Origin of the sequence: Pseudomonas shirazica (genome assembly GCF_015168335.1) — a bacterium.
GTDB lineage: Bacteria > Pseudomonadota > Gammaproteobacteria > Pseudomonadales > Pseudomonadaceae > Aquipseudomonas > Aquipseudomonas asiatica.
Genome location: NZ_CP063456.1, coordinates 1797489 through 1819193 on the forward strand (window position 1 = coordinate 1797489; position 21705 = coordinate 1819193).

At 65.3% G+C, this 21705-nt stretch carries 24 protein-coding genes; 7 read left to right on the forward strand and 17 right to left on the reverse strand.

Annotation, left to right across the window (positions count from 1 at the left end; all coding sequences use genetic code 11):
• Positions 1-170: 170 nt before the first annotated feature.
• Positions 171-1292, reverse strand: a complete 1122-nt coding sequence (ribBA, locus tag IMX18_RS08300) for a bifunctional 3,4-dihydroxy-2-butanone-4-phosphate synthase/GTP cyclohydrolase II (RefSeq protein ID WP_015270843.1) — start codon at positions 1290-1292, stop codon at positions 171-173.
• Between the two features lie 78 nt (positions 1293-1370).
• Here ribBA and IMX18_RS08305 point away from each other — a divergent pair, with 78 nt between their 5' ends.
• On the forward strand, positions 1371-1667 hold the full coding sequence (locus IMX18_RS08305) for a DUF1330 domain-containing protein (protein WP_085720578.1): 297 nt from the start codon (positions 1371-1373) through the stop codon (positions 1665-1667).
• Between the two features lie 324 nt (positions 1668-1991).
• Here IMX18_RS08305 and IMX18_RS08310 read toward each other — a convergent pair whose 3' ends face one another.
• Positions 1992-2714 (reverse strand): pirin family protein, encoded by a 723-nt coding sequence (locus IMX18_RS08310; protein ID WP_100412868.1) that lies wholly within the window; start codon positions 2712-2714, stop codon positions 1992-1994.
• A gap of 54 nt (positions 2715-2768) precedes the next feature.
• Positions 2769-3788, reverse strand: coding sequence for an alpha/beta hydrolase (locus tag IMX18_RS08315; RefSeq protein ID WP_054572081.1), 1020 nt, complete (start codon positions 3786-3788; stop codon positions 2769-2771).
• A 145-nt stretch (positions 3789-3933) separates the two neighbouring features.
• On the opposite strand from IMX18_RS08315, the gene IMX18_RS08320 reads away from it, so the two are divergent.
• Positions 3934-4818 carry a LysR family transcriptional regulator gene (locus IMX18_RS08320; protein WP_054572080.1) on the forward strand — a complete coding sequence of 295 codons (885 nt, stop codon included), beginning with the start codon at positions 3934-3936 and terminating at the stop codon, positions 4816-4818.
• A 236-nt stretch (positions 4819-5054) separates the two neighbouring features.
• Here the strand turns inward: IMX18_RS08320 and IMX18_RS08325 are convergent, their stop codons facing one another.
• The 6 genes from IMX18_RS08325 to purU are packed head-to-tail and all read right to left on the reverse strand — an operon-like array spanning position 5055 to position 11879.
• Entirely contained in the window at positions 5055-5660 is a 606-nt protein-coding gene (locus IMX18_RS08325) for an aminomethyltransferase family protein (RefSeq protein ID WP_054572079.1), read from the reverse strand.
• Between the two features lie 3 nt (positions 5661-5663).
• Positions 5664-8567: a 2Fe-2S iron-sulfur cluster-binding protein gene (locus IMX18_RS08330; RefSeq protein ID WP_054572078.1), complete on the reverse strand. Its 2904-nt coding sequence runs from the start codon at positions 8565-8567 to the stop codon at positions 5664-5666.
• Positions 8564-8869: a sarcosine oxidase subunit delta gene (locus IMX18_RS08335; RefSeq protein WP_054572077.1), complete on the reverse strand. Its 306-nt coding sequence runs from the start codon at positions 8867-8869 to the stop codon at positions 8564-8566. Before IMX18_RS08335 ends, IMX18_RS08330 begins: the two co-directional genes overlap by 4 nt.
• Before the next feature lie 12 nt (positions 8870-8881).
• Positions 8882-10123 carry an FAD-dependent oxidoreductase gene (locus IMX18_RS08340; RefSeq protein ID WP_100412867.1) on the reverse strand — a complete coding sequence of 414 codons (1242 nt, stop codon included), beginning with the start codon at positions 10121-10123 and terminating at the stop codon, positions 8882-8884.
• Positions 10105-11016, reverse strand: a complete 912-nt coding sequence (gene folD, locus IMX18_RS08345) for a bifunctional methylenetetrahydrofolate dehydrogenase/methenyltetrahydrofolate cyclohydrolase FolD (protein WP_015270834.1) — start codon at positions 11014-11016, stop codon at positions 10105-10107. The genes IMX18_RS08340 and folD overlap by 19 nt, the downstream gene beginning before the upstream one ends.
• Positions 11013-11879, reverse strand: a complete 867-nt coding sequence (gene purU / locus IMX18_RS08350; RefSeq protein WP_054572076.1) for a formyltetrahydrofolate deformylase — start codon at positions 11877-11879, stop codon at positions 11013-11015. Before purU ends, folD begins: the two co-directional genes overlap by 4 nt.
• A gap of 240 nt (positions 11880-12119) precedes the next feature.
• Between purU and IMX18_RS08355 the strand changes: the two genes are divergently transcribed.
• The 5 genes from IMX18_RS08355 to IMX18_RS08375 all read left to right on the forward strand — a co-directional run bounded on the left by IMX18_RS08355 (position 12120) and on the right by IMX18_RS08375 (position 15250).
• Positions 12120-12521 carry a hypothetical protein gene (locus IMX18_RS08355; RefSeq protein ID WP_015270832.1) on the forward strand — a complete coding sequence of 134 codons (402 nt, stop codon included), beginning with the start codon at positions 12120-12122 and terminating at the stop codon, positions 12519-12521.
• Positions 12522-12624: 103 nt separating this feature from the next.
• The gene (locus IMX18_RS08360; RefSeq protein WP_003256222.1) at positions 12625-12846 is read left to right on the forward strand and encodes an MbtH family protein; all 222 of its coding nucleotides are present in this window, start codon (positions 12625-12627) and stop codon (positions 12844-12846) included.
• Entirely contained in the window at positions 12843-13562 is a 720-nt protein-coding gene (locus IMX18_RS08365; protein WP_015270831.1) for a thioesterase II family protein, read from the forward strand. Before IMX18_RS08360 ends, IMX18_RS08365 begins: the two co-directional genes overlap by 4 nt.
• Before the next feature lie 57 nt (positions 13563-13619).
• The gene (locus tag IMX18_RS08370) at positions 13620-14171 is read left to right on the forward strand and encodes a hydrolase (protein WP_015270830.1); all 552 of its coding nucleotides are present in this window, start codon (positions 13620-13622) and stop codon (positions 14169-14171) included.
• 26 nt (positions 14172-14197) lie between these two features.
• A complete protein-coding gene (locus IMX18_RS08375; protein WP_039614842.1) occupies positions 14198-15250 on the forward strand; it encodes a DUF1615 domain-containing protein in 1053 nt (350 codons plus the stop codon).
• Positions 15251-15428: 178 nt separating this feature from the next.
• Here the strand turns inward: IMX18_RS08375 and IMX18_RS08380 are convergent, their stop codons facing one another.
• The 8 genes from IMX18_RS08380 to IMX18_RS08415 are packed head-to-tail and all read right to left on the reverse strand — an operon-like array spanning position 15429 to position 21462.
• Complete coding sequence (locus IMX18_RS08380; RefSeq protein ID WP_191472504.1) at positions 15429-16292, reverse strand: metal ABC transporter substrate-binding protein; 864 nt, start codon at positions 16290-16292, stop codon at positions 15429-15431.
• Positions 16289-17188: a metal ABC transporter permease gene (locus tag IMX18_RS08385; protein ID WP_217190160.1), complete on the reverse strand. Its 900-nt coding sequence runs from the start codon at positions 17186-17188 to the stop codon at positions 16289-16291. Before IMX18_RS08385 ends, IMX18_RS08380 begins: the two co-directional genes overlap by 4 nt.
• A complete protein-coding gene (locus IMX18_RS08390; RefSeq protein ID WP_217190159.1) occupies positions 17188-17934 on the reverse strand; it encodes a metal ABC transporter ATP-binding protein in 747 nt (248 codons plus the stop codon). The genes IMX18_RS08385 and IMX18_RS08390 overlap by 1 nt, the downstream gene beginning before the upstream one ends.
• Positions 17931-18833 (reverse strand): metal ABC transporter substrate-binding protein, encoded by a 903-nt coding sequence (locus IMX18_RS08395; RefSeq protein WP_015270825.1) that lies wholly within the window; start codon positions 18831-18833, stop codon positions 17931-17933. The genes IMX18_RS08390 and IMX18_RS08395 overlap by 4 nt, the downstream gene beginning before the upstream one ends.
• A 16-nt stretch (positions 18834-18849) precedes the next feature.
• The gene (locus IMX18_RS08400) at positions 18850-19419 is read right to left on the reverse strand and encodes a DUF6162 family protein (protein ID WP_015270824.1); all 570 of its coding nucleotides are present in this window, start codon (positions 19417-19419) and stop codon (positions 18850-18852) included.
• Complete coding sequence (locus tag IMX18_RS08405) at positions 19416-19736, reverse strand: hypothetical protein (protein WP_013973133.1); 321 nt, start codon at positions 19734-19736, stop codon at positions 19416-19418. The genes IMX18_RS08400 and IMX18_RS08405 overlap by 4 nt, the downstream gene beginning before the upstream one ends.
• Positions 19733-20272, reverse strand: a complete 540-nt coding sequence (locus tag IMX18_RS08410; protein WP_100412864.1) for a thiamine pyrophosphate-binding protein — start codon at positions 20270-20272, stop codon at positions 19733-19735. Before IMX18_RS08410 ends, IMX18_RS08405 begins: the two co-directional genes overlap by 4 nt.
• Positions 20269-21462: a PepSY-associated TM helix domain-containing protein gene (locus IMX18_RS08415; RefSeq protein WP_015270822.1), complete on the reverse strand. Its 1194-nt coding sequence runs from the start codon at positions 21460-21462 to the stop codon at positions 20269-20271. The genes IMX18_RS08410 and IMX18_RS08415 overlap by 4 nt, the downstream gene beginning before the upstream one ends.
• Positions 21463-21705: the final 243 nt, after the last annotated feature.

Genomic DNA, 21705 nt, shown 5'->3' on the forward strand with positions numbered 1-21705 from the left:
CTACCGGCCATCACTCCGTCCTCTGCAAGTTGCCGCGAACCTTTGTAGGAGCGGCCTTGTGTCGCGAAAGGGCCGCAAAGCGGCCCCCGGATTTCAGCGTCGACACATGAATTGTCGGGGCCGCTTCGCGGCCCTTTCGCGACACAAGGCCGCTCCTACACGGGCCTGTATCAGCTCACCAGTCCGGGCTCGAAGGGGATGCTTTGCACGACCTCCAGCTCATACCCCGCCAGCCCCGCGTATTTCAGCGGCGGGCCCAGGTGGCGCAGCTTGCCCACGCCCAGGTCCTGCAGAATCTGCGCGCCTGTACCCACCTCCGAGTACACCTTCGATTGCCCACGCTGGTAAGGCCGCACCGGCTGGGTCAGCTGCGGCACGCGTTCCAGCAGCGCCTGCGAGGACTCATGGTTGGCCAGGATCACCACCACGCCGGCGCCTTCCTCGGCCACTTTCTGCAGCGCCGCCCAAAGCGTCCAGTTGGCGGGGCCGGCATATTCGGCGCCGACCAGGTCGCGCAGCGGGTCGATCACGTGCACTCGCACCAGGGTCGGCTGCTCGCGGCGGATATCGCCCATGACCATGGCCATGTGTACGCCACCTTCGATGCGGTCTTCGTAGGTGACCAGGCGGAAGGTGCCATGCACGGTCGGCAGTTCGCGTTCGCCGATGCGCTTGATGGTCTGCTCGGTGCTCAGGCGGTAGTGGATGAGGTCGGCGATGGTGCCGATCTTGATGCCGTGCCGGGCAGCGAACACCTCCAGGTCCGGGCGGCGGGCCATGGTGCCGTCATCGTTGAGTACTTCGACGATAACCGACGCCGGGGTGAACCCGGCCAGGCGCGCCAGGTCGCAGCCGGCTTCGGTGTGGCCGGCGCGCGTCAGTACACCGCCTTCGCGGGCGCGCAGGGGGAAGATGTGGCCGGGTTGCACCAGGTCTTCCGGGCGGGCGTTGGGGGCCATCGCCGCTGCCACCGTACGTGCCCGATCAGCAGCGGAAATACCGGTGGTAACGCCCGTGGCAGCCTCGATCGACACGGTGAAGGCGGTGCTGAAAACGCTGCCGTTGGCCGGCACCATCTGCTCCAGGCCCAGACGTTGGCAGTGATCGTCGGTCAGCGTCAGGCAGATCAGCCCGCGCGCTTCACGGGCCATGAAGTTGATGGCCTGGGCGTCGCAACGCTCGGCGGCGATCAGCAGATCGCCTTCGTTTTCCCGGTCCTCGTCATCCACCAGCAGGACCATCTTGCCTTGCCGGTAGTCCTCGAGGAGTTCTTCGATGGTGTTGAAAGCCATGTTGCACGCTCACTGTGGTGGGATGATTATTATGGTATACCATCATACACAAATATCGCCGTAACAGGAGAGCAGCGCATGAAGGCCTATTGGATCGCCCATGTGGACGTGAACGATCCCGAGCAATACCAGCAGTACACCCAGCGCGCCCCGGCTGCCTTCAAGGCATTCGGCGGCCGTTTCCTGGCCCGTGGCGGGCGTAGCGAGGCAATGGAAGGGCGGCCTACCCCTCAGCGTAGCGTGGTGATCGAGTTCGATTCGTACGAGCAGGCGCTGGCGTGTTACCGGTCCGGGCTGTACCAGGAGGCTTGCAGCCATCGCCAGGGGGTGGCGAAGGCTGAGGTGATCATCGTCGAAGGGTTGAGCCCTGAGTGATGGCTGTTGGCCCTATCGCCGGCAAGCCAGCTCCCATAGAACAACACATGACTCAATGGTTCGGCGAGGTTCTGTAGGAGCAGCCTTGTGCTGCGAAGAGGCCGGTACTGACAAAGCCTGTCTGTTGCTTGTACCGGCCTCTTCGCAGCACAAGGCTGCTCCTACAAAGGCCGCGTCAGACGAGCGATATTTGTTCTCTGCGCGACAGCGCAGCCCAAAAGGGCTGGGTAATCTCCCACAGGTTAAACACTGCCTTGAAGACCTGTGCAGTACCTGTGGGAGCTGGCTTGCCGGCGATAGGGCCATTACTGTCGAAGCAGAAACTCAAGGCATGCCCGGCAATTCATGCGGCCGCAGGTCGAACACCAGCACCTCGGCATCCACCCCATTGCCCAGCTCCAGCACCTGTTCCTGCCTCACCCGCACCCCATCCCCTTCATTCAGCACTTGCCCATTGAGCTCGATGCTGCCCCGGGCCACATGCACATAGGCATGGCGGTTTTCCGGCAAGTTCAGGGTGGCACGCTCGTCACCGTCGAACAGGCCGGCATACACCCGCGCATTCTGCCTTACCTGCAATGACCCCTCGGCGCCATCCGGCGAGATGATCAGGCGCAGCTTGCCGCGCTTTTCCTCGGCACTGAAATGCTGTTGCTGGTAACGCGGCGTTGCCCCCTGCACGTTCGGTACGATCCAGATCTGCAGGAAGTGCACCGGCTGCACCTGGCTGTGGTTGAACTCGCTGTGGGCCACGCCGTGGCCAGCGCTCATCAGCTGCACATCGCCCGGGCGGATCACCGAGCCGGTGCCCAGCGTGTCCTTGTGCTCCAGCGCGCCTTCCAGCACGTAGGAGAAAATCTCCATGTCGCGGTGCGGGTGTTGACCAAAGCCCTTGCCGGGGATGACGCGGTCGTCGTTGATCACCAGCAGGTCCGAGAACCCTTGCTCGTCCGGGTTGCGGTAGTGGCCGAAGGAGAAGGTGTGGAACGATTTCAGCCAGCCATGAAAGGCCAGGCCGCGGTCTTTGGCGTTGCGTACGGTGAGCATGACGGACCTCCTGAACCGGCAGGGCACCAGGCCCTGCCGCATGCGTGGATAAGGTTACTGCAGGTGCACTTTCAGCTCGCCGGCGGCCTGGCGCATGGCCGCTTGCACGGCCGGCACCTGATGCAGCGGGTTGAGCAGCCCGTAGTCATGGATCATGCCGTTGTACCGCACCGAGGTCACAGTCACGCCAGCGGCATTCAGCTTGCGAGCATAAGCCTCACCTTCATCGCGCAGCACGTCGAACTCGGCCGTCTGCACCAGTGCCGGCGGCAGGCCCTTGAGCTGTTCACTGCTGGCCCGCAGCGGCGAGGCGTAGATCTGTTCCCGGGCCTTGGCGTCGGTGGTGTAGTTGTTCCAGAACCATTTCATCATCCCGGTGGTCAGGAAGTGCCCCTCGGCAAACTGCTTGTACGACGCAGTTTCGAAGCTGGCATCGGTCACCGGCCACAACAGCAGCTGGAAACGCAGGGCCGGGGTGCCGGCCTCTTTGGCTTTCAAGGCCACTACTGCCGCCATGTTGCCGCCGACGCTGTTGCCGGCCACGGCCAGGCGCTTGCCGTCCACGCCAATTTCCTTGCCGTGCTCGGCCACCCAGCGGGTGGCGGCGTAAGCCTGGTTGATCGCCGTCGGATAGTGCGCTTCCGGCGACGGGGTGTAGTCGACGTAGACCGCCACTGCGCCAGAGCCAACCACCAGGTCGCGGATCAGCCGCTGGTGGGTCGGGAAATCGCCGAGCACCCAGCCGCCACCGTGGAAGAACATGAACACCGGCAGGTCACCCTTCACGTTGGCCGGGCGCACCACTTGCAGTTTGATCGACTCGCCGTTGGCCTGGATGGCGCGTTCCTTCACCTCGATACCCGAGAGATCGACCTTGACCGAGGCCTGGGCACCGGTCAGCACCGCGCGGGCGTCTTTCGGGCTGAGCTGCTCCAGTGGCTTGCCGCCGCCTTGTTCCAGGGCTTCGAGGAAGGCCTGGGTGTGCTGTTCGATACCCGGGCTGCCAGCGGCGAAGGCGCTGGAAACGGACAGGGCCAGAAGGGAAGCGGTAAGGGTTTTGTGGACAATGTTCATGAGCGAATCCTTTTCTGTTGAATGTTGGTAGTGGGCGTCTTGCCTGGCCTTCAGGGCCATCGCTGCGACTTGTGCGTAGATTAGGGAGATGCGTTGATGGGAAAAAGCCGCTATAAAGCGTTTGACTGTCACCAAGAGCGAGACAATGAACCCTTACGAAGACATGCGGATCTTTGCCCAGGTCATGGAAGCTGGCAGTTTCACTGCGGCTGCCGACCGCCTGGGAATGTCCAAACAATCGGTCAGCCGGCGCCTGATGCAGCTTGAGGAGCGCCTGGGCGTGCGCCTGCTCAACCGCTCCACGCGGCGCCTGGATGCCACGCCGCTGGGCCAGCACTACTACCAGTCGGCGCTGCGCCTGCTCGGCGAAGTGCAGCAGGTGGAGCACGACATCAGCGGCCAGGCCCAGGCCTTGCGTGGCACCTTGCGTCTGAGTGCGCCGCTGTCGTTCGCCATGGCGCACCTGGGGTGCCTGCTGACCGAGTTCCTGCAGTTGCACCCGCAGGTGGATGTGGAGGTGGATTTGAGCGACCGCGCAGTGGACCTGATCGGCGAGGGCTATGACCTGGCGCTACGGATTGGTGCGCTGGAGGATTCCAGCCTGATTGCGCGGCGCATTGCCAGTGTCGAGCGGGTGTATTGTGCGAGCCCGGCGTACCTGAAGGCTCGGGGCGTGCCGGCCAGGCCGGAGCAACTGACTGGGCATGATTGCCTGCCGTATGGTCATTCGCGGCAGGTGCAGTGGCAGTTCCGCCAGGGCGGCAAGGTACAGGCGATCCAGGTAGTCGGGCGGATGCGGGCTAACAACGGCGAGCTGCTAAGGGATGCGGCGATTGCCGGGATGGGGGTGACTTATCTGCCAACCTTCATCGTGGGACAGACGCTGGCGGATGGGCGACTGGTGAAAGTGCTGGATGAGTGGCAGCCGCCAGCACTGCAGTTGTCGGCGGTGTACCCCCAGCACCGGCAGGTGGCGCGGCCGGTTCAGGGGTTTGTGAACTTCCTGCGTGAGCGCTTGGTGCAGCTCTGACCTTCGGTACCGAGTGCGCTTCTTCGCGGGCACGCCCGCTCCCACAGGTACTCCAGAGCCCCCAAGCCCAGTGATGACCCTGTGGGAGCGGGCGAGCCCGCGAACACCGGCGCAGCCGGTGCCAGCCACCGCGTTGGCTTCTTCGCGGGCCTGCCCGCTCTCACAGGTACTCCACAGCCCCAAGCCCAGTGATTACCCTGTGGGAGCGGGTTTACCCGCGAAGAGGCCGGTGCAGGTCAACGCATCAGTTCATCTACCCCGACCCACCCACCATCGAACTCATCCATGGCATCCAGCACCGCTTCACGGAAATACGCCAGCGATGCCCGATCAAACAGCAACTGCAGCGCCGGCCTCTCATCGCTCCCCACATTCAGCACGATCACGTTGATCCGCGCCGCCGAGGTCTGCGCCACCGCCCCAACGGGAAACGCCCGGGCGCGCAAGTCCACCCCGCACAACTTGGCCATCACCGCGCTGCAATGCACCCCCGACAGCTGCAGCCAGGCATGGCTATCCTGGCGCGGCAGCAGGTAGTTGCGCCGAGCATCCTGCACCCACCCACCCTCTTCGGCAGCCACCCGTGCACCGCCGTCGGCAAGGCTGCCCAGCAGCAGGTACTCGGTCTGCGACAAGCGCGCTACCCAGCCACCGTCTTCCTGGCGCACGGCCTGGTTGGGTAGCGACGGCAAGCGGTAGCCACGCACCTGCAGGCAAGCGGCACTGTCGCCCCCACGAAACCCGACCCGTGCCAGATCGGTCAGGTCAGTCAACGCGCAGGTATGCAGCAGTTCGGCCCGCGGGCCGGGTGAAATAAAAGCTTTGGCTTGCAAACTGGTCATGGCTCAGAGCTCCTGGCGCAGGTTGTCGGGATCGTGAAACGGCAGTGGCACCACCTTGGCATTGACCATCACACCGCCCTCCACGCGGATCGGGATGTGCATGCCAGGCGTGGCCTGATGGGCACCGGCGTAAGCCAGGCCGATGATCTGCCCCAGGGTTTGCGAGTATTCGCAGGATGTGACGTTGCCGCTGATGTCCGCCCCGTCCAGCACCAGATGCCCCTCCAGCGGCTGCGGGCTGCCCTTGGGCAGGGTGAAGCCGACCAGTTTGCGCTTGAGCGGCTGCGCTTCGAGGATCTCGATCGAGCGTTTGCCGACGAAGAATGGCTTCTTGCGGCCGATGGCCCACTGCATGTCGATCTCCGCCGGGTGGGTCATGCCGTCGGTGTCCTGGCTGATGATCACGTGGCCCTTTTCCAGGCGCAGCAGGCGTTGGGTCTCGACGCCGAACGGGCGAATGCCCAACCCCGCGCCGGCCTGCATCAAGGTATCCCACAGGCGCTCGGCGTGGCGCGCCGGCACGTGCACTTCGTAGCCCAGTTCACCCACAAAGCCCACCCGCAGGATGCGCGCGGCAATGCCGGCCACTGTGCCCTGGCGTACGCCGAGATAAGGGAAGGCCTCGGCCGACAGGTCCACATCGTCACACACCTTGGCCAGCACCTGGCGTGACAGCGGCCCGGCCAGGTTGACCGCGGCCAGGGCGGCGGTGACGTTGGTGACGTCCACATCCAGGCGCCATTGCGCATTCCACTTCAGCATCTGCTGGTAGATGCGGTCGACACCGCTGGTGGTGGCGGTGACGTAGAAGTGCTGCTCGCCCAGCCGGGCGCACACGCCGTCATCGATCACCACGCCATGCTCGTTGGTCATCAGCGCGTAGCGGGTGCGGCCGATGGCCAGCTTGGCGAAGCCGAAGGTGTAAAGGCGCTCCAGCAGTTCGGCGGCGTCGGGGCCGCGCACATCCAGGCCACCGAGGGTGGAAACGTCGATCAGGCCGACCTTCTCGCGCACATGGCGGGCTTCCTCCTGCATGCAGCGTTCGCGGTCCTCGGGCTTGCCATAATAGGCAGGGCGCTGCCAGATGCCGGCCGGCATCATCTTCGCCCCGGCTTCCAGGTGGCGGCGGTGCATTGGCGTTTGCCGGTACGGGTCGAAGGCGCGGCCGGCGACGTGGGCCAGTTTTTCCGCCTGGAACGGTGGACGGGCGGTGGTCACCCCGGTTTCGCTGATGCTGCGCCCGGTGGCGTGGGCCACCAGGCGGGCGGTCGGCAGCGCCGAGTGGCGGCCCTGGGACGGGCCCATGCCGACCGTGGAGAAGCGCTTGACCAGTTGCACATCGCGGTAGCCGCTGCGCGTGGCGTTGACGATGTCGCGCACTTGCAGGTCTTCGTCGAAGTCGACGAAATCCTTGCCCTTGGGGTGGGGGAAGATCGGCCAGGGGAAGTTGACCTTGGCTTCGGCACTGAACACGGGCTGCACCGGCGCTTCCAGGCCCAGCGCTGCCAGCGCATCGGCAGCCCCGCGAGTGGCGTCGGCCAGCACATTGCCCAGTGCGTGACGGCCGTTCACCGAGCCGGCGATGTCCAGCCCGGCCGGCAGGTTGCTGATGGCGAACTCGTCGCGGTTGACGTCGTAGGCCAGCTTGCCGCCAGCCTGGCACGGCAACTGGTACACCGGCATGTAGCCTGCCGACATGCACAGCAGGTCGCAGGCCAGGCGCAGGCCATGCGGGCCGACCTTGCCCTGGCCGGTGATCGGGCGAATATCCACGCCACTCACGTGGCGCATGCCCGCTTCGTGCAGGGCTTCGTACACGGTGCTGCCCAGGTGCACGGGTATATTGCGGCGCTTCAGTTCTGCGGCCAGTGCGGCATCGGCTGGCGCAGCGCGCATGTCGACCACCGCGGCCACGGCCACGCCTTGGTCCTGCAGGTCGAGGGCGGCCAGGTAGCCGTCATCGTGGCCGGTGAGGATTACCGCGCGCTGGCCGGGTTTTACCGCGTACAGCTTCATCAGCCGCTGCACGGCGCTGGTCAGCATGACCCCCGGCAGGTCGTTGTTGCGGAACACAACTGGCTGGTCGAACGAACCGGCCGCCACCAGGCAGCGGCTGGCGCGCACCTTGTACAGGCGCTTGTGCTGGATCACCGGCAGGTAGTTGTCGGTGAACCAGCCGTTGCAGGTGGCGTCCAGCAGCACCTGGATGTTCGGGTGGCCCTCGACGGCAGCCAGCAGTTCCTGGCGCAGGCTGGTAGCGCGGGTGCCTGCAATGTCGAAGCGGGCGTAGGTGAGCGAGCCGCCAAGTACCGGCTGTTGCTCGATCAGCAACACCTTGGCCCCGGCATTGGCCGCGTCCAGTGCCGCACGCAGGCCAGCCGGGCCAGCGCCGATGACGGCCAGATCGACGAACAGATAGGCCTTGTCGTAGTACTGCGGCCTGAAGCCTAGGTCGAGCACGCCCAGGCCGGCCTTCTTGCGGATCAGCGGCTCCCACACCTTCCACATGCCCTTGGGCTTGTAAAAGGAGCGGTAATAGAAGCCCACCGGCATGAAGCGCGAAAACTTGCCCAGGTAGGCGTCGCGATCATGCGTCAGGCTACCGTTGAAGTTCTGCCCTTCGACTACCTGGCCATCGCGGGCGGCTTCCAGGTCGGCCAGCACATTGGGCTCGTCCGGCAGCTGCACCAGGGTGTTGGCATCCTGCCCGGCCATGCTCAGCGGGCCGCGCGGGCGGTGGTACTTGAACGAGCGCGACAGCAGCCAGCGGCCACTGCCGAGCAGGGCGCTGGCGATGCTGTCACCGGCAAAGCCCTGGCAGGCCTGGCCGTCGAACTGGAAGTGCAGGGGCTGCTCGCGGTCGATCAGCAGGCCCATGGGCGCGGGGAGGCGAGTGTGGCTGTTCATCCGGCAATCTCCGGGGTGGCGGCGGGGGTGAAGTCGACGCGGCGGTCGAACAGTTCTTTCGGGTCGAAGGTGCGCAGCACCTGGTCGCTCACCGTGTGGCGTTCGGCCAGGAACCAGTAGCTGGAGGCGTTGTGCAGCCACCATTCGATCACCACGCCGGCAAGGTTGTCGCTGTTGAACACATAGTCGGCCCATTCCGCATCGCTGCAGCTGGCCGGGTCGGGCATATGCCTGAATTCGCCGCCGTAGGTGAACTCGCTGATATTGCGCGGGCCGTTCAAGGGGCAGGTCAGGATCTTCATCGTCGTCGCTCCTTAGTGGCTGGCCGCGGTGGCGCCCATTTCGTTGACTTGCTGGAAGCGGCTGAAGCGCTCCAGGGCAAAGGGTGCGATCAGTTCCGGCACCTTGCCGCCACTGGCGACCAGCTCGGCCATGGTCTTGCCGCAGATCGGCGTGGCCTTGAAACCCCAGGTGCCCCAGCCGGCGTCCAGGTAATAGTTGTGCACCGGCGACAGGCCCATGATCGGGCTGTAGTCCGGGGTCATGTCGGTGATCCCGGCCCACTGGCGCATCAGCTTGGCGTTGGCCATGAACGGGAACATCTCGATGGCGTGTGCCAGCAGGCTCTCCTTGAGGTCGAGGGTGGAGCGGGTGTTGTACAGCGGGTATGGGTCGGAGCCGCCGCCAAAGACGATTTCGCCGCGGCTGGTCTGCTGCACGTAGCAGTGCAGCGCCGAGGAGCTCACCAGTGGGTCGAGAAACGGCTTGAACGGCTGGGTGACCATGGCCTGCAGCGGGTAGGTGTGGATCGGCGCACGAATGCCGGCCTTGGCCATCAGCAGCGAACTGGCCCCGGCCACGGCCTGCACCACGCAACCGCACTGCACGGTGCCACGGTTGGTCTTCACCGCCTCGATGCGCCCGTTGCGGATCAGCAAGTCCTGCACTTCGGTCAGCTGGTGGATCTCGACGCCGCGCTTGGCCGCCTGCCTGGCGTAGCCCCAGGCCACTGCGTCGTGGCGGGCGGTGGCACCATCGATGTGCCAAAGGCCGGCGAGCACCGGCAGGTGACCGGGGTCGAGGTTCAGGCTTGGCACCAGTTCGTGGATCTGCTGGCGGTCGATCATCTCCGTGCGGCCACCGAAGTGCTTGTTGACCTCGGCGCGCTGGCGGAAGGCGCGCACGGTGGCGTCGGTGTGCGCGAGGGTGAGCTGACCGCGCTCGGAATACATGATGTTGAAGTCGAACTCGTTCGACAGGTTCTGGAACATGCGCACCGATTCTGCGTAAAAGCGCACACCCTCACTGGTGAGGTAGTTGGAGCGGATCACCGCTGTGTTGCGCGCAGTATTGCCGCCGCCCAGGTAGGCCTTTTCCAGCACGGCGACATTGGTGATGCCGTGGTACTTGGCCAGGTAGTAGGCGATGGCCACGCCGTGGCCGCCGCCGCCGATGATCACCACGTCATAGCGTGGCTTGAGTTCGCACGGTGGTGGCAGGTCGACCTCCACCGGGTAATCGGCGCTCAGGCCGTATTTCAGCAGGGCGAAAGGCATGCGGTGCGCTCCTGGTGGGCGGCCTGTTGTTGCAGGTCGAGGGCGAGCAGGGTGTTTTTCATCAGGTAGGCGATGGTCATCGGGCCGACGCCGCCGGGCACCGGGGTGATGCCGGCCACCTGGGGCAGGGCGGCGGCGAAGTCGACATCGCCGACCAGGCGGCTGTGGCCGCCTTCGTCGATGCGGTTGATACCGACATCGATCACCACCGCGCCGGGCTTTAGCCAGTCGGCACCGATCAGCCGCGGCTTGCCCACTGCGGCCACCAGGATGTCGGCCTGGCGGCACAAGGCCGGCAGGTCGCGGCTGCGCGAGTGCACCACGGTCACCGTGCAGTCGGCCTGCAGCAGCAGGGCGGCCATGGGCTTGCCGACGATGTTCGAGCGGCCGACCACCACCGCATGCTTGCCACGCAGTTCGCCACAGGCATCGCGCAGCAGGCGCATGCAGCCGCTGGGCGTGCACGGGGTGAGCACATCGCGGCCCTGGGCCAGGCCGCCGACGTTCTCGCTGTGGAAGCCGTCCACATCCTTCAGTGGGCTGATCGCCTGGAGAATGCGGTGTTCGTCGATATGGGCCGGCAACGGCAGTTGCACGAGAATGCCGTTGACCTCGGTGTCGCGGTTGAGGCGGTCGATCAGGGTCAGCAGCTCGGCCTGGCTGGTGTCTGCGGGCAGGCGATGCTCCAGCGAGCGGATGCCCACCTCTTCGGCACGCAGCACCTTGTTGCGCACGTACACCTGGCTGGCAGCGTCGGCGCCGACCAGCACCACCGCCAGGCCCGGTTGCACGCCGCCCTGGCGCAGCTCCTGCACCTGCTCGCGTACCTCGGCCAGCACCCGCGTCGCGGTAGCCTTGCCGTCGATCAGCTTGATACTGGGAATGGCGTTCATTTGAAGATCACCGTGCGGTCGTGGTTCAGGAACACCCGATGCTCCAGGTGGTATTTCACGGCGCGGGACAGGGCGATGGTCTCGGTGTCGCGGCCGATGGCCACCAGGTCATCCGGTGTGTAGGCATGGTCCACGCGCTGCACTTCCTGCTCGATGATCGGGCCTTCGTCCAGGTCGCTGGTGACGTAGTGGGCGGTGGCACCGATCAGCTTCACCCCGCGCTGGTAGGCCTGGTGATAAGGCTTGGCGCCTTTGAAACCGGGCAGGAACGAATGGTGGATGTTGATCGCCCGGCCTGACAGCTGGCGGCACAGGTCGTCGGAGAGGATCTGCATGTAGCGCGCCAGCACCACCAGTTCGGTGCCGGTGTCCTCGACGATGCGCAGCAGCGCGGCTTCCTGTTCGGCCTTGGTGTCCTTGCTGACCGGCAGGTAGACGAAACGGATGCCCTGGCGCTCGGCCATCGGGCGCAGGTCCAGGTGGTTGGAGACCACGGCGGTGATCTGCATGTCCAGCTCGCCCTTGGCATGGCGGTACAGCAGGTCGGACAGGCAGTGGTCGAACTTGCTCACCATCAGCAGCACGCGCATCGGCCGGGCACTGCTGTGCAGGCTCCACTGCATGTCGAAGCGCTGGGCGACATCGGCGAAGCCGGCTTCCAGCTGCGGTGTGTCACCCGTGACACCGGTGTTGTAGCGGAACACCGCGCGCATGAAAAAGCGCCCGTTGTCCTCGTCGTCGAACTGCGCCATCTCGCTGATGTAGCAACCGTGCTCGGCCAGGTAGGTGGTCACCGCGGCGACGATGCCGGACACGGCCGGGCAACTGACGCGCAGGATGAAGTGATCGGGAGCGGGATGCATGTCGGATAGGCCTCGTGATGGAGTGGGGCAGGTCGGGCACAAGGGCAAAAGAGGCTTCGCGTGGAGGCGAAGAAATATTTCTTGGCAGGAATATAAATTTCCTTTAGGCGATTTATAGGCGAAGAGGCGGGTGACGGTCTAGAGGTTTGTGAATTTTTTTTGCCTGGCAGGAAAGTTTTAGCCGGGACCTGTAGGAGCGGGTTCACCCGCGAATAGGCCGGTACAGGCTATGATTGCTCCATGAGCACTACACCGCCTCTGCGCCAACCTTGCCCCCCTGGCGCCTGCGACTGCGGCCGCGAACACCTGGTCGATCACCCGCAGGCCGCTCAGCGCATCCTCCTGCTGACCCGCCAGGAAGAGAAACGCCTGCTCGACCGCCTGGAAAACCTCAAGGACCTGGAAGACCTGCAACGCCTGCAGCAGCGGATGTATGAAAACCTCGGCATTCGCGTGCACATTGCCCCCGGTTTCAACGAAGTGCGAACCATGCGCGGCATCGTCATCGAACTGGACGACCAGCCCGGCCTATGCCGCAAGACCCGGCAGTCGATCCCGGCGGCGATCCGCCGTGGGCTGGAGCGCAACCCGCAGGTGGCCTTCCGCTTGCTCGATACCCACGACCTGTTGCGGGATACCTGAAGACCGCGTCAGCCCCACTAATTTTTTCGCCGCACGCCACGTCTACTTGAAAGCCCCCCTGCGCCAGGCGCGCAGCGGCACCCATCACTCAAGGAGACAGGCAATGACTTCCGTTTTCGACCGCGACGATATCCAGTTCCAGGTAGTGGTCAACCACGAAGAGCAATACTCGATCTGGCCCGACTACAAAGCCATCCCCAACGGCTGGCGTGCCGTAGGCAAGAGCGGCCTGAAAAAGGACTGCCTGGCCTACATCGATGAAGTCTGGACCGACATGCGCCCGCTGAGCCTGCGCCAGAAAATGGCCGAAGCCGCCGCCCAGTGACTGCATTGAACCTGCTGTGCCTGCCGTATTCCGGGGCCAGCGCCATGGTCTACAGCCGCTGGCGGCGCAAGCTGCCGACGTGGCTGCAGGTGCGCCCGGTGGAACTGCCCGGGCGTGGTGCGCGCATTGCCGAGCCACTGCACACCGACATGCAGGCCCTGGCCCGGCAACTGGCTGCCGAACAGCGCCTGGCGGCCAGCACCCCCTACGCGCTGCTCGGCCATAGCCTTGGCGCCTTGCTGGCCTTCGAGCTGGCCCATGAGCTGCAAGCGCTGGGCTGCCCGGCGCCACTGGCCCTGTTTGCCTGCGGTACCGCAGCGCCGACCCGCCGCGAGGACTACGATGGCAAGAACTGGCGCGAGCCCAAGAGCGACGCCGAGTTGATCGGCGAGTTGCGCGAGCTTCAGGGCACGCCCGAGGAAGTGCTGGCCAACGCCGAGCTGATGAGCCTGACCTTGCCCACCCTGCGCGCCGACTTCCTGCTGTGTGGTACCTACGCCTACCGCCAGCGGCCGGCGTTGCAGTGCCCACTGTACGTGTTGGGCGGCATGCAGGACCGCGCCAGTGACGAGCAATTGCAGGCCTGGCGCAAGGAAACCCTCGGGGCGTTCTCGCTGCAGATGTTCCCAGGCGGCCACTTCTTCATCCATGAGCATGAAGACCGGGTGCTCGCTGCACTCACCGCGTCGCTGCAGCCGCTTCGGCTGTCCGCCTGATTGACGTCACCGCTTGCCTGGGGGAGGCTAGGCCTTTTCCCAGGCAAGAGGCAGACAATGCTGATCGATCCCCACAAGGCCACGCTGCTGGTCGTCGACATCCAGGAAAAACTCATCGGCGCCATGAGCGACCCTGAAGGCACCCGCGCGCGGGCCCGATGGCTGCTGGCAGCGACGAACGAGCTGGAACTGCCGACGGTGATTTCCGAGCAGTACCCCAAGGGCCTGGGCCATACCTTGGCCGAACTGCTGGCCGCAGCGCCGGCCGCCGAGGTGGTGGAGAAAAGCCATTTTTCCTGCGTGGCCGCCGAGTGCCTGCCAGCAAGTCTGATGGCGCGCGAGCAAGTGATTGTCTGTGGCATGGAAACCCACGTCTGTGTGTTGCAGACCGTGCTTGGCCTGCTGGCACTGGGCAAGCAGGTGTTCGTGGTCGAGGATGCCTGTGATAGCCGTACGCCGGCGAGCAAGGCCGCAGGGCTGGCGCGCATGCGGGCCGCGGGGGCGCAGGTGGTGACCCGCGAAATGGTTCTGTTCGAGCTCATGGGCAGTGCCAGCCACCCGCTGTTCCGGCACATCAGCAAGACCTACCTGGTCGGTGAACAGCCCTGAACGGCCGGTTACTGGTTGCCGGGTTGATGGCCCTGGCGCTGCTTCAAGGCTGCGCCGGGCGTCGTGAGGAAGCGCCCGAGACGGACCCGGCCAAGGTCCGCGCCCAACTGCTGCGGCTGTTACCCGCCCAGGCCAAGGACCGCGAGGGCTGGGCCCGGGACATTCAGGTGGCGTTCGAGGCCCAGCGAATTGCCCCCAGCAAGAGCAACCTGTGCGCGGTGCTGGCGGTGACCGAGCAGGAATCGACCTTCAATGCCGACCCGCAAGTGCCCAACCTGGGGCGTATCGCCCGAGAGGAAATCGACCGCCGCGCTGCGCGCCTGCACATCCCCAAGCTGCTGGTCGACGGTGCACTGAAGGCGCCGTCGGGTAATGGCAAGAGCTACCAGCAACGTTTGCAGGCGGTGCGCAGCGAGAAGCAGCTGAGCGAACTGTACGACGAAGTCATCGCTCGCGTACCGCTGGGCAAGACCTTGCTGGGCGGGCTGAACCCGGTGCATACCGGAGGGCCGATGCAGGTCAGCATCGACTTTGCCGAAAAGCATGCGCGGGATTACCCCTACAGCCACGACGGCAGCATTCGCCAGGAAGTGTTCACCCGGCGCGGCGGCATGTATTTCGGTATCGCCCACTTGCTGGGCTATTCGGCCAACTACGATCGCCAGCTGTACCGCTTTGCCGATTTCAACGCGGGCTGGTACGCAAGCCGCAATGCGGCATTTCAGGCGGCACTGAGCAAGGTGACGGGGGTAACGCTGGCGCTGGATGGCGACCTGGTGGCGCCGGGCTCGATCATGCCCGGGACCACTGAAAAGGCGGCACGCAAACTGGGAGGAAAGCTGGGCCTGCGCAACCCGCAGATTCGCAGCCAGCTGGAGCAGGGCGATAGTCTGGCCTTCGAGGACAGCAAGCTGTACAGCGGGGTGTTCGCCCTTGCTGATGCTGCGGCCGGCAAGCCGGTGCCACGGGCGGTGCTGCCGGGGATCCAGCTGAAAAGCCCGAAGATCACCCGCAAGCTGACCACGGCGTGGTTTGCCGGGCGGGTGGATGAGCGTTATCAGCGGTGCATGAAGCGTTAATGGTGGCCTGGCTGGCGAGCGCGGTCCTGTAGGAGCGGCCTTGTGTCGCGATGGGCTGCGCAGCAGCCCCAAGATTGTGCAGCACCGCTGAACCCTTGGGGCTGCTGCGCAGCCCATCGCGACACAAGGCCGCTCCTACACAGGGACCGTGCAGGCCTGTGGGACTGCGAGGAGAACATCAGCTTTCGCCCAATGCCCCAACCACACGGTCGACGCTGGCTTTCAGCCCCGCAAACGCATCCTCAGGGTCACTTTCCACCACCACCAGCTTCGCCCCGGACGCCTTGATCACCTCGGCCACAGCCGCTTCCGGCTGCCGATGGTCCAGCACCAGCGCCACATCCTGCGCTTTCAGGTTGTCCCCTAGCGCCTTCAGCGCAGTCGCATCCCACTCGGCTGGCAGCGGCTGCTCGACCACGTCCAGGTTCAACCCGCTGGCCAGATAACCCAGCCGTTCCGACAGGCTCACCACCGTCAGGTTGTCGACCTTGGCCAAGCGTGTCTGGCTGCTGGCCGAAAGCTCCAGCAACTGGCGTTTGAGCCCGGCCAGGTTGCCCTGGATCTGCGCCTTGTCGCCCGGCGCCAACCGCTCCAGGTCATTGGCTACCACGTCGGCCATGCGCCCGAAGTTGGTCGGGTTGAGCCAGGGGTAGGCGCCATAGGCCTCGTCGCCGCTCACCGCTATGCCCGGCAGCGCGCCATCCACTGGCCGTGCGGCGTCGATTTCGACGATCCGGATATTGCTACGCCGGGCCATCGGGTACAGCGGGTCGTCACGCCAGATCGAGCGCACGCCGATCACCGCGTCGGCCTGCTGCGCGGCCTTGTGCAGGCTGGCGCCACCGCGACCGCTGAAATAGGAAGGCTGGCGGCTGGCAGGCAGGTTGGCGGGTGCTGCACGCTTGAGTTGCACCTTGGTGCCCTCGAGCAAGGCGCTGGCCAGGCTGTGGGTGACGGGCAGGGTGGTCAGCACTTGCGTGGCGAAAGACAGCGACGGCAGGCTGGCCAGGGCCAGCGCCAGGGTCAGGCGTTTCAGGTTCATGCCGGGTTTCCTTGCAGGCGGGGGATGAGGGCGCGGGCCAGCGCCGCCAGCGCGAAGCAGATGCCCGCGACCAGGATGATCGCGGCGCCGGACGGCACCGGCAGGTCGAAAACGATCGGCAGCAGGATGCCCAGCAGCGTGCTCAGCGTGGCGATCAGCACCGACAGGAAGAAAAAGCCCTTCAGCGACTGGCTGACCAGGCGTGCGGCGGCAGCGGGGATCACCAGCAGCGCCCCGACCAGGATCGCCCCGATCACCTTCACCGAGGCCACGGTGACCAGGGTCACCAGTACCACGAACAGGTAGTCCAGGGTTTTCACCGCCACCCCGCGCACGGCTGCCAGCTGTGGGTTGAAACTGGCCAGCATGATGCGGTTGTACAGCGGCACTGCCAATGCCAGCACCAGCACCGCGACGATGCCCAGCACCACCAGGTCCTGGCTGCTGACGGTCAGCACCGAGCCGAACAGCACGTTCTCGAGGATGTGCACGTTGATCTTGCCTGCCAGCATCAGCAGCAGGCTGGCACCCAGCGCCAGCGACACCGACAGGAACACGCCGATCAGCGTGTCCGGCGACAGCCCGGTGCGGTTGCGCAGGAAGTTGAGCAAGATGCCGAACAGCAGGCAGTAGCCGAACAGGCTGCCGTAGGGGCCGGTGTAGGGCTCGCCCAGCAGGATGCCGATGGCCACGCCGGTCAGTGCGGCGTGGCCGACGGCTTCGGAGAAGAAGGCAAAGCGCTTGACCACCACCAGGGTACCCAGGCCGCCCAGCACCGGGCCGATCATCAAACCGGCCAGCAAAGCGTTGACCACGAAGCCGTAGGCCAGCGCCTCGGGCAGGTAGCCGGCAGTGGCCCAGTCCTGGACCGTTTGCCGAAAGATTTCAAAACTCATCAGGCAAGGCTCTCGCTACGCGGGTGAACGGAGAACAGGCCGAGCAGGCGCTCTGGGGTCAGGGCCTGGGCGGGTGGGGCGTCGAACAGTACCTGGCGGCTCAGGCCGGTAACCCGGTCGGCCAGGCGCAGCACCGCCTCCAGGTCGTGTTCGATCCACAGCACGGTGGTGCAGGCCTGGCGCCAGCCCTGCAGCAGTTGTTCGAACACCTGGATGCCGGCTTCGTCCAGGGCCGACATCGGCTCGTCCAGCACCAGCAGTTGCGGCTCGGGAATCAGGCCCTGGGCCAGCAGCACGCGTTGGCGTTCGCCACCGGAAAGCGCGCCCATGCGCCGTTTGCGCTTGTCGAGCATGCCGACCTGCGCCAGGGCTGTGTCGATGGCCGGCTGCACGCGATGCGACAAGCCGAGGAAAGCAGGGCGGCGCTGGCACATGGCAGCCATGAAATCGTCCACGGTTATCGGCAGGCCACGGTCGAATTCCAGCGCCTGCGGCACATAGCCGATCACTTCGCGTTCGCCGGGCCAGTGCAGGGTCAGCTGGCCCTGGTGCGGCATCTGCCCGAGCAGGGTCTTGATCAGCGAACTCTTGCCACCGCCGTTGGGGCCGACGATGGCATGCACGCTGCCGGCGGCGACGTTGAAGCTGACCTGTTCGAGGATGCGGGTGCGGCCCAGGGTCAGGTCGATGCCGGCGAACTCGATGCGCGGCCCGCAGGCTGTCACCAGGTTGGCGGCGGCGGTCATGCGCGGTTCTCCTGGATGGCGCGGACCACGGTGTCGAGGTTGCGCTTCATCTCCACTTCGTACTTGTCCTTGGTGTATTCGCCGTAGGAGATGTGCGTAAGCGGGTACAGGCGCACGCCGGATTCACGCTGGATGGTTTCGACATAGGCCGACGGGAAGTCCATTTCCGAGAAGATCACCCGCACGTCCAGCGCCTTGAGCTGGTCGATGGTCTTCTTCAGCTGGGCCGGGCTGGGTTCGATGCCATGGGCTGGCTCGACCACCGCAGTCACCTCCAGGCCGAAGTCACGTACCAGGTAGTCGTAGGCGGCATGGATAGTGGCGACCCGGAAGGTGGCGCTGGGCGCCTCGGTGACCTTGGCCAGTGCTTCGGCGCGCAGTGCGCGCAGGCGCTTGGCATAGGCGCGGGCGTTTTGCGTGTACAGCTTGGCGTTGTCCGGGTCGAGCTTGCCCAGTTCGCGGGCGATGTTGTTGACCTGGGCGATGGTGGTGCTGATCGACAGGAAGGTGTGCGGGTTGACCACCTTGCCGGCGCCGCGGGCGGCAATGCCGGTGGCCGCCAGCAAGGGTACGTTCTGGTTGGCCTCGATGGTGTTTATGTCGGGCTTCTCGCTGGCGGCGATCATGCGGTCGGCGAAATCGTCATGGCCGACGCCGTTCAGTACCACCACGTCCAGGGTACCGATGCGCTTGATGTCCTCGGCCCGTGGCTCGTAGGCATGGGGGTTGAACCCTGCCGGAATCAGCGGCACCACTTCGGCCTTGTCGCCGACGATGTTGCTCACATAGCTGTAGTAGGGGTGCAGGGTAATGCCGATACGCAGGGGCTTGCCGTTATCGGCCAGGGCCTGTGCCGGCAGGGCAATGGCCAGGAGCAGGGCGAGGGCGGAGCGGAGCATGGGGAAGTCCTTGGGTTCAATGACGGTGTTCGCGGGTGACCCCGGCGTCGTAATGGCTGACCACCTGCTGCCAGCCGGCGGCGATCAGGGCGGCCTGGCCAAGGTCGTCCGGGGTCACGGCGGCGCTGTCGCGGCGCAGCCAGACATCGGCCTGGCCGGTGCTGTCGGCCGGCAGGATCAGCAGCAGGCTGCCGGCCACTTCCGGGGCCTGGCTGCGGCCAAGGTAGGCCCCGGTCTCCAGCCACGACCATTGGTGGCTGCCGCGGCTCTGGCTGCCGGCATCGACCACGAACGGTGGCAGGCCTTCCTCGGCAAGTGCCTGTACGCTGGGCGCAGCGGTGTTCTCTTCACGCAGCAGCTGGATTTCGTCGAAGGCCACCCGCAAGTCGGTGTACAGGCCTTGCTCGGCGGCGGTCAGGTCGCGACGGGCGTCTATCTGGTGGCTGGCGATGGCCTGTTCATCCTCGCGTTCGCCGCGCAGCAGCACCACACCGATGGCGAGTACCACGATCAGCAGGCTGACCAGCAGCACGTACAGGGTTTCGTGCCCGGCGCCGGCCGGGCGAATCACTTGGGCGCGGCTCATGGCTGGGCTATATCGGCGTAGTCGACTTCCACCACGTGCCCGGGGCCGGCATCGAACAGCACGTAGAACTCGCCGTCCGGGCGCTTGAAGGTCAGGGTCGAGTCATCACCGAGCTTGCCGCCGACCAGCACCTGTTCGTCGTAGCCGATCACATCCAGGGTAACTCCGGGGGCGCCGCTGCCGTCCGAGAAGCCGCCGGTGCACTTGACCTGGCCGCCGGCCAGCTCTTCACACTCGCACATCGGGTTGTGCGCCAGGGCCGGGCAGGCGGCCAGCACCAGCAAGGGCAGGGCGAGGGTGCGTATCAGGTGTTTCATTTCTTGCCTCCTTGTTTCTCGAGCCAGGCCACGGTGGCTGGCGATGCCTTGGCCAGAGGGACGGACGCCTGGTGCATGCTGCCGTCCCAGCCTTCCAGGGTGATCCAGATCTGCGCGTCGGGCTTGGTGCGTGGCGGGATCGGCAACGAGGTGCCCATGTTGTACGGCGCGCCGAAGAAAATCGTGCCGGCGGCGCGCAGGCTGCGCGGTTTGCCGATGCGCAGGTAGGCCGCCTTGACGCCGTTGACGCAGGCCTTGCACAGCGATGCATTGAAGACCTTGAAGTGGCCGGCCGGGCCATCGGCGCGGGGAGCCTCGTCACGCATCTCGGCCAGGTCCAGGGTATAGGGGCCGACCTGGATGTCGTGGATCACATTGGCGCCGAGCCCTGCTTCGCCGCGAAACAGCTTGGCCTCGGCGAAGTACTTGGGCATGAAGCCCAGCGGGATGAGGATCAGCAGGATGTTCAAGTGAAAACGCCACTTCAGCCACAGTTGCTTCAGCGGGCTGACGGTCACGGCTTGGGCCTGGTTCATGGGCGGATCTCCACTGTGGGTTCATGGCGCGCCATGCGCGGTGCGCGCTCGCTGCGCTTGAGGGCGGCGGCGGTGGCCTGGGCGGTGCGTTTGGTCCAGATCAGCAAACCGCTGAACACCATCAGGGTGAGGACCAGGCCGAAGAAGAACCACACCAGCTTGATCGGCAAGCCGCCGAAATCGCCGGTGTGCAGCGGGCGCATGGATTCGGTGACGAACTCCAGGGCGGAGCGGTCGCTGATCAGGAACTGACTGTCGACATTGCGCGTGTACGGGTTGACCGAGGCGCTTTGGAACATCAGCGGGTACCAGCCTGGTCCGGCCAGGGTGATGTGGCTGTAGGCGGTAGCCGGCAGCGAGATGAAGCTGATCTCCAGCCCCGGGACCGCCAGGCCGGCGATGCGTGCCGCTTCATCCAGGTCGATGCGCGCTGCCGGGCTGCCATTCGGGGTTTGCGGCACGTCCTCACGGGCGATCACCGGCACGATGGGCCGGCTGGAAATGGTGATGTGGTTGTCGGCCAGGATTGCCTGGATCAGGAACCAGGTGCCGGTGATGGAAATGACCGCAATGAACCAGATCGACCAGACCCCGGCCAGGCGGTGCAGGTCGCCCCAGAAAATTCGCGAACCATGGCCGGTGCGCACTGGCTTGAAGAAGCCCCTCCAGAACTTCTTGTACACCACCAGGCCGGTTACCAGCGAAGCCAGCATGGGCAGCCCGAGCAACGACACCAGGTACCAGCCCCAGCTGAAACCGCTGGTGAACGGCACCAGCCACCAGCCGTGCAAGGCGCGGGTGAAGGCTTCGAAGTTGAAGTCCGGGGTCTTGCCCTGGATGGCCCCGGTGTAGGGGTTTACATACAGCGTCGGGCTGGTGCCGTCAGGCAGGGTGACATTGGCCTTGACCGCGAAGTGCGAACCGTCGGGCTGGATCAGCCGCTCCACCACCATGTCCGGCTCGGCCTTGTGCAGGGCGTCCAGTACCTGCTGGAAGCTCAGGCGCTCGGCGTCGGCGTCGGGCTTGTTGGCGCGCACGGCGGGGTCGGCCAGCCAGACGATTTCCTGGCTGACCACCGCGAGCATGCCGGTGAAGCAGACGATCAGGACAAAGAACCAGATCGGCAAGGCGAGCCAGCTGTGGACCAGGAACCACAGCCTGGATTTGGATTTTTTCGGTGATTTGGCCATCTGACGGTCTTCTGCAATGGGGAGTCGAGCGTGTGCCCAGCCAAAGAGGGGCTGTATTGATAAGGACGAATGAGAATCGAAAACCTGCCGTTTTAAATGCAAGCAAATGTTTCGGGCAAAGAAACCTGAAAGCTGGCGCGACCCTGTAGGAGCAGCCTTGTGCTGCGAAGAGGCCGGTACTGACAACAGAGATGCACTGTCAGTACCGGCCTCTTCGCAGCACAAGGCTGCTCCTACAGATGC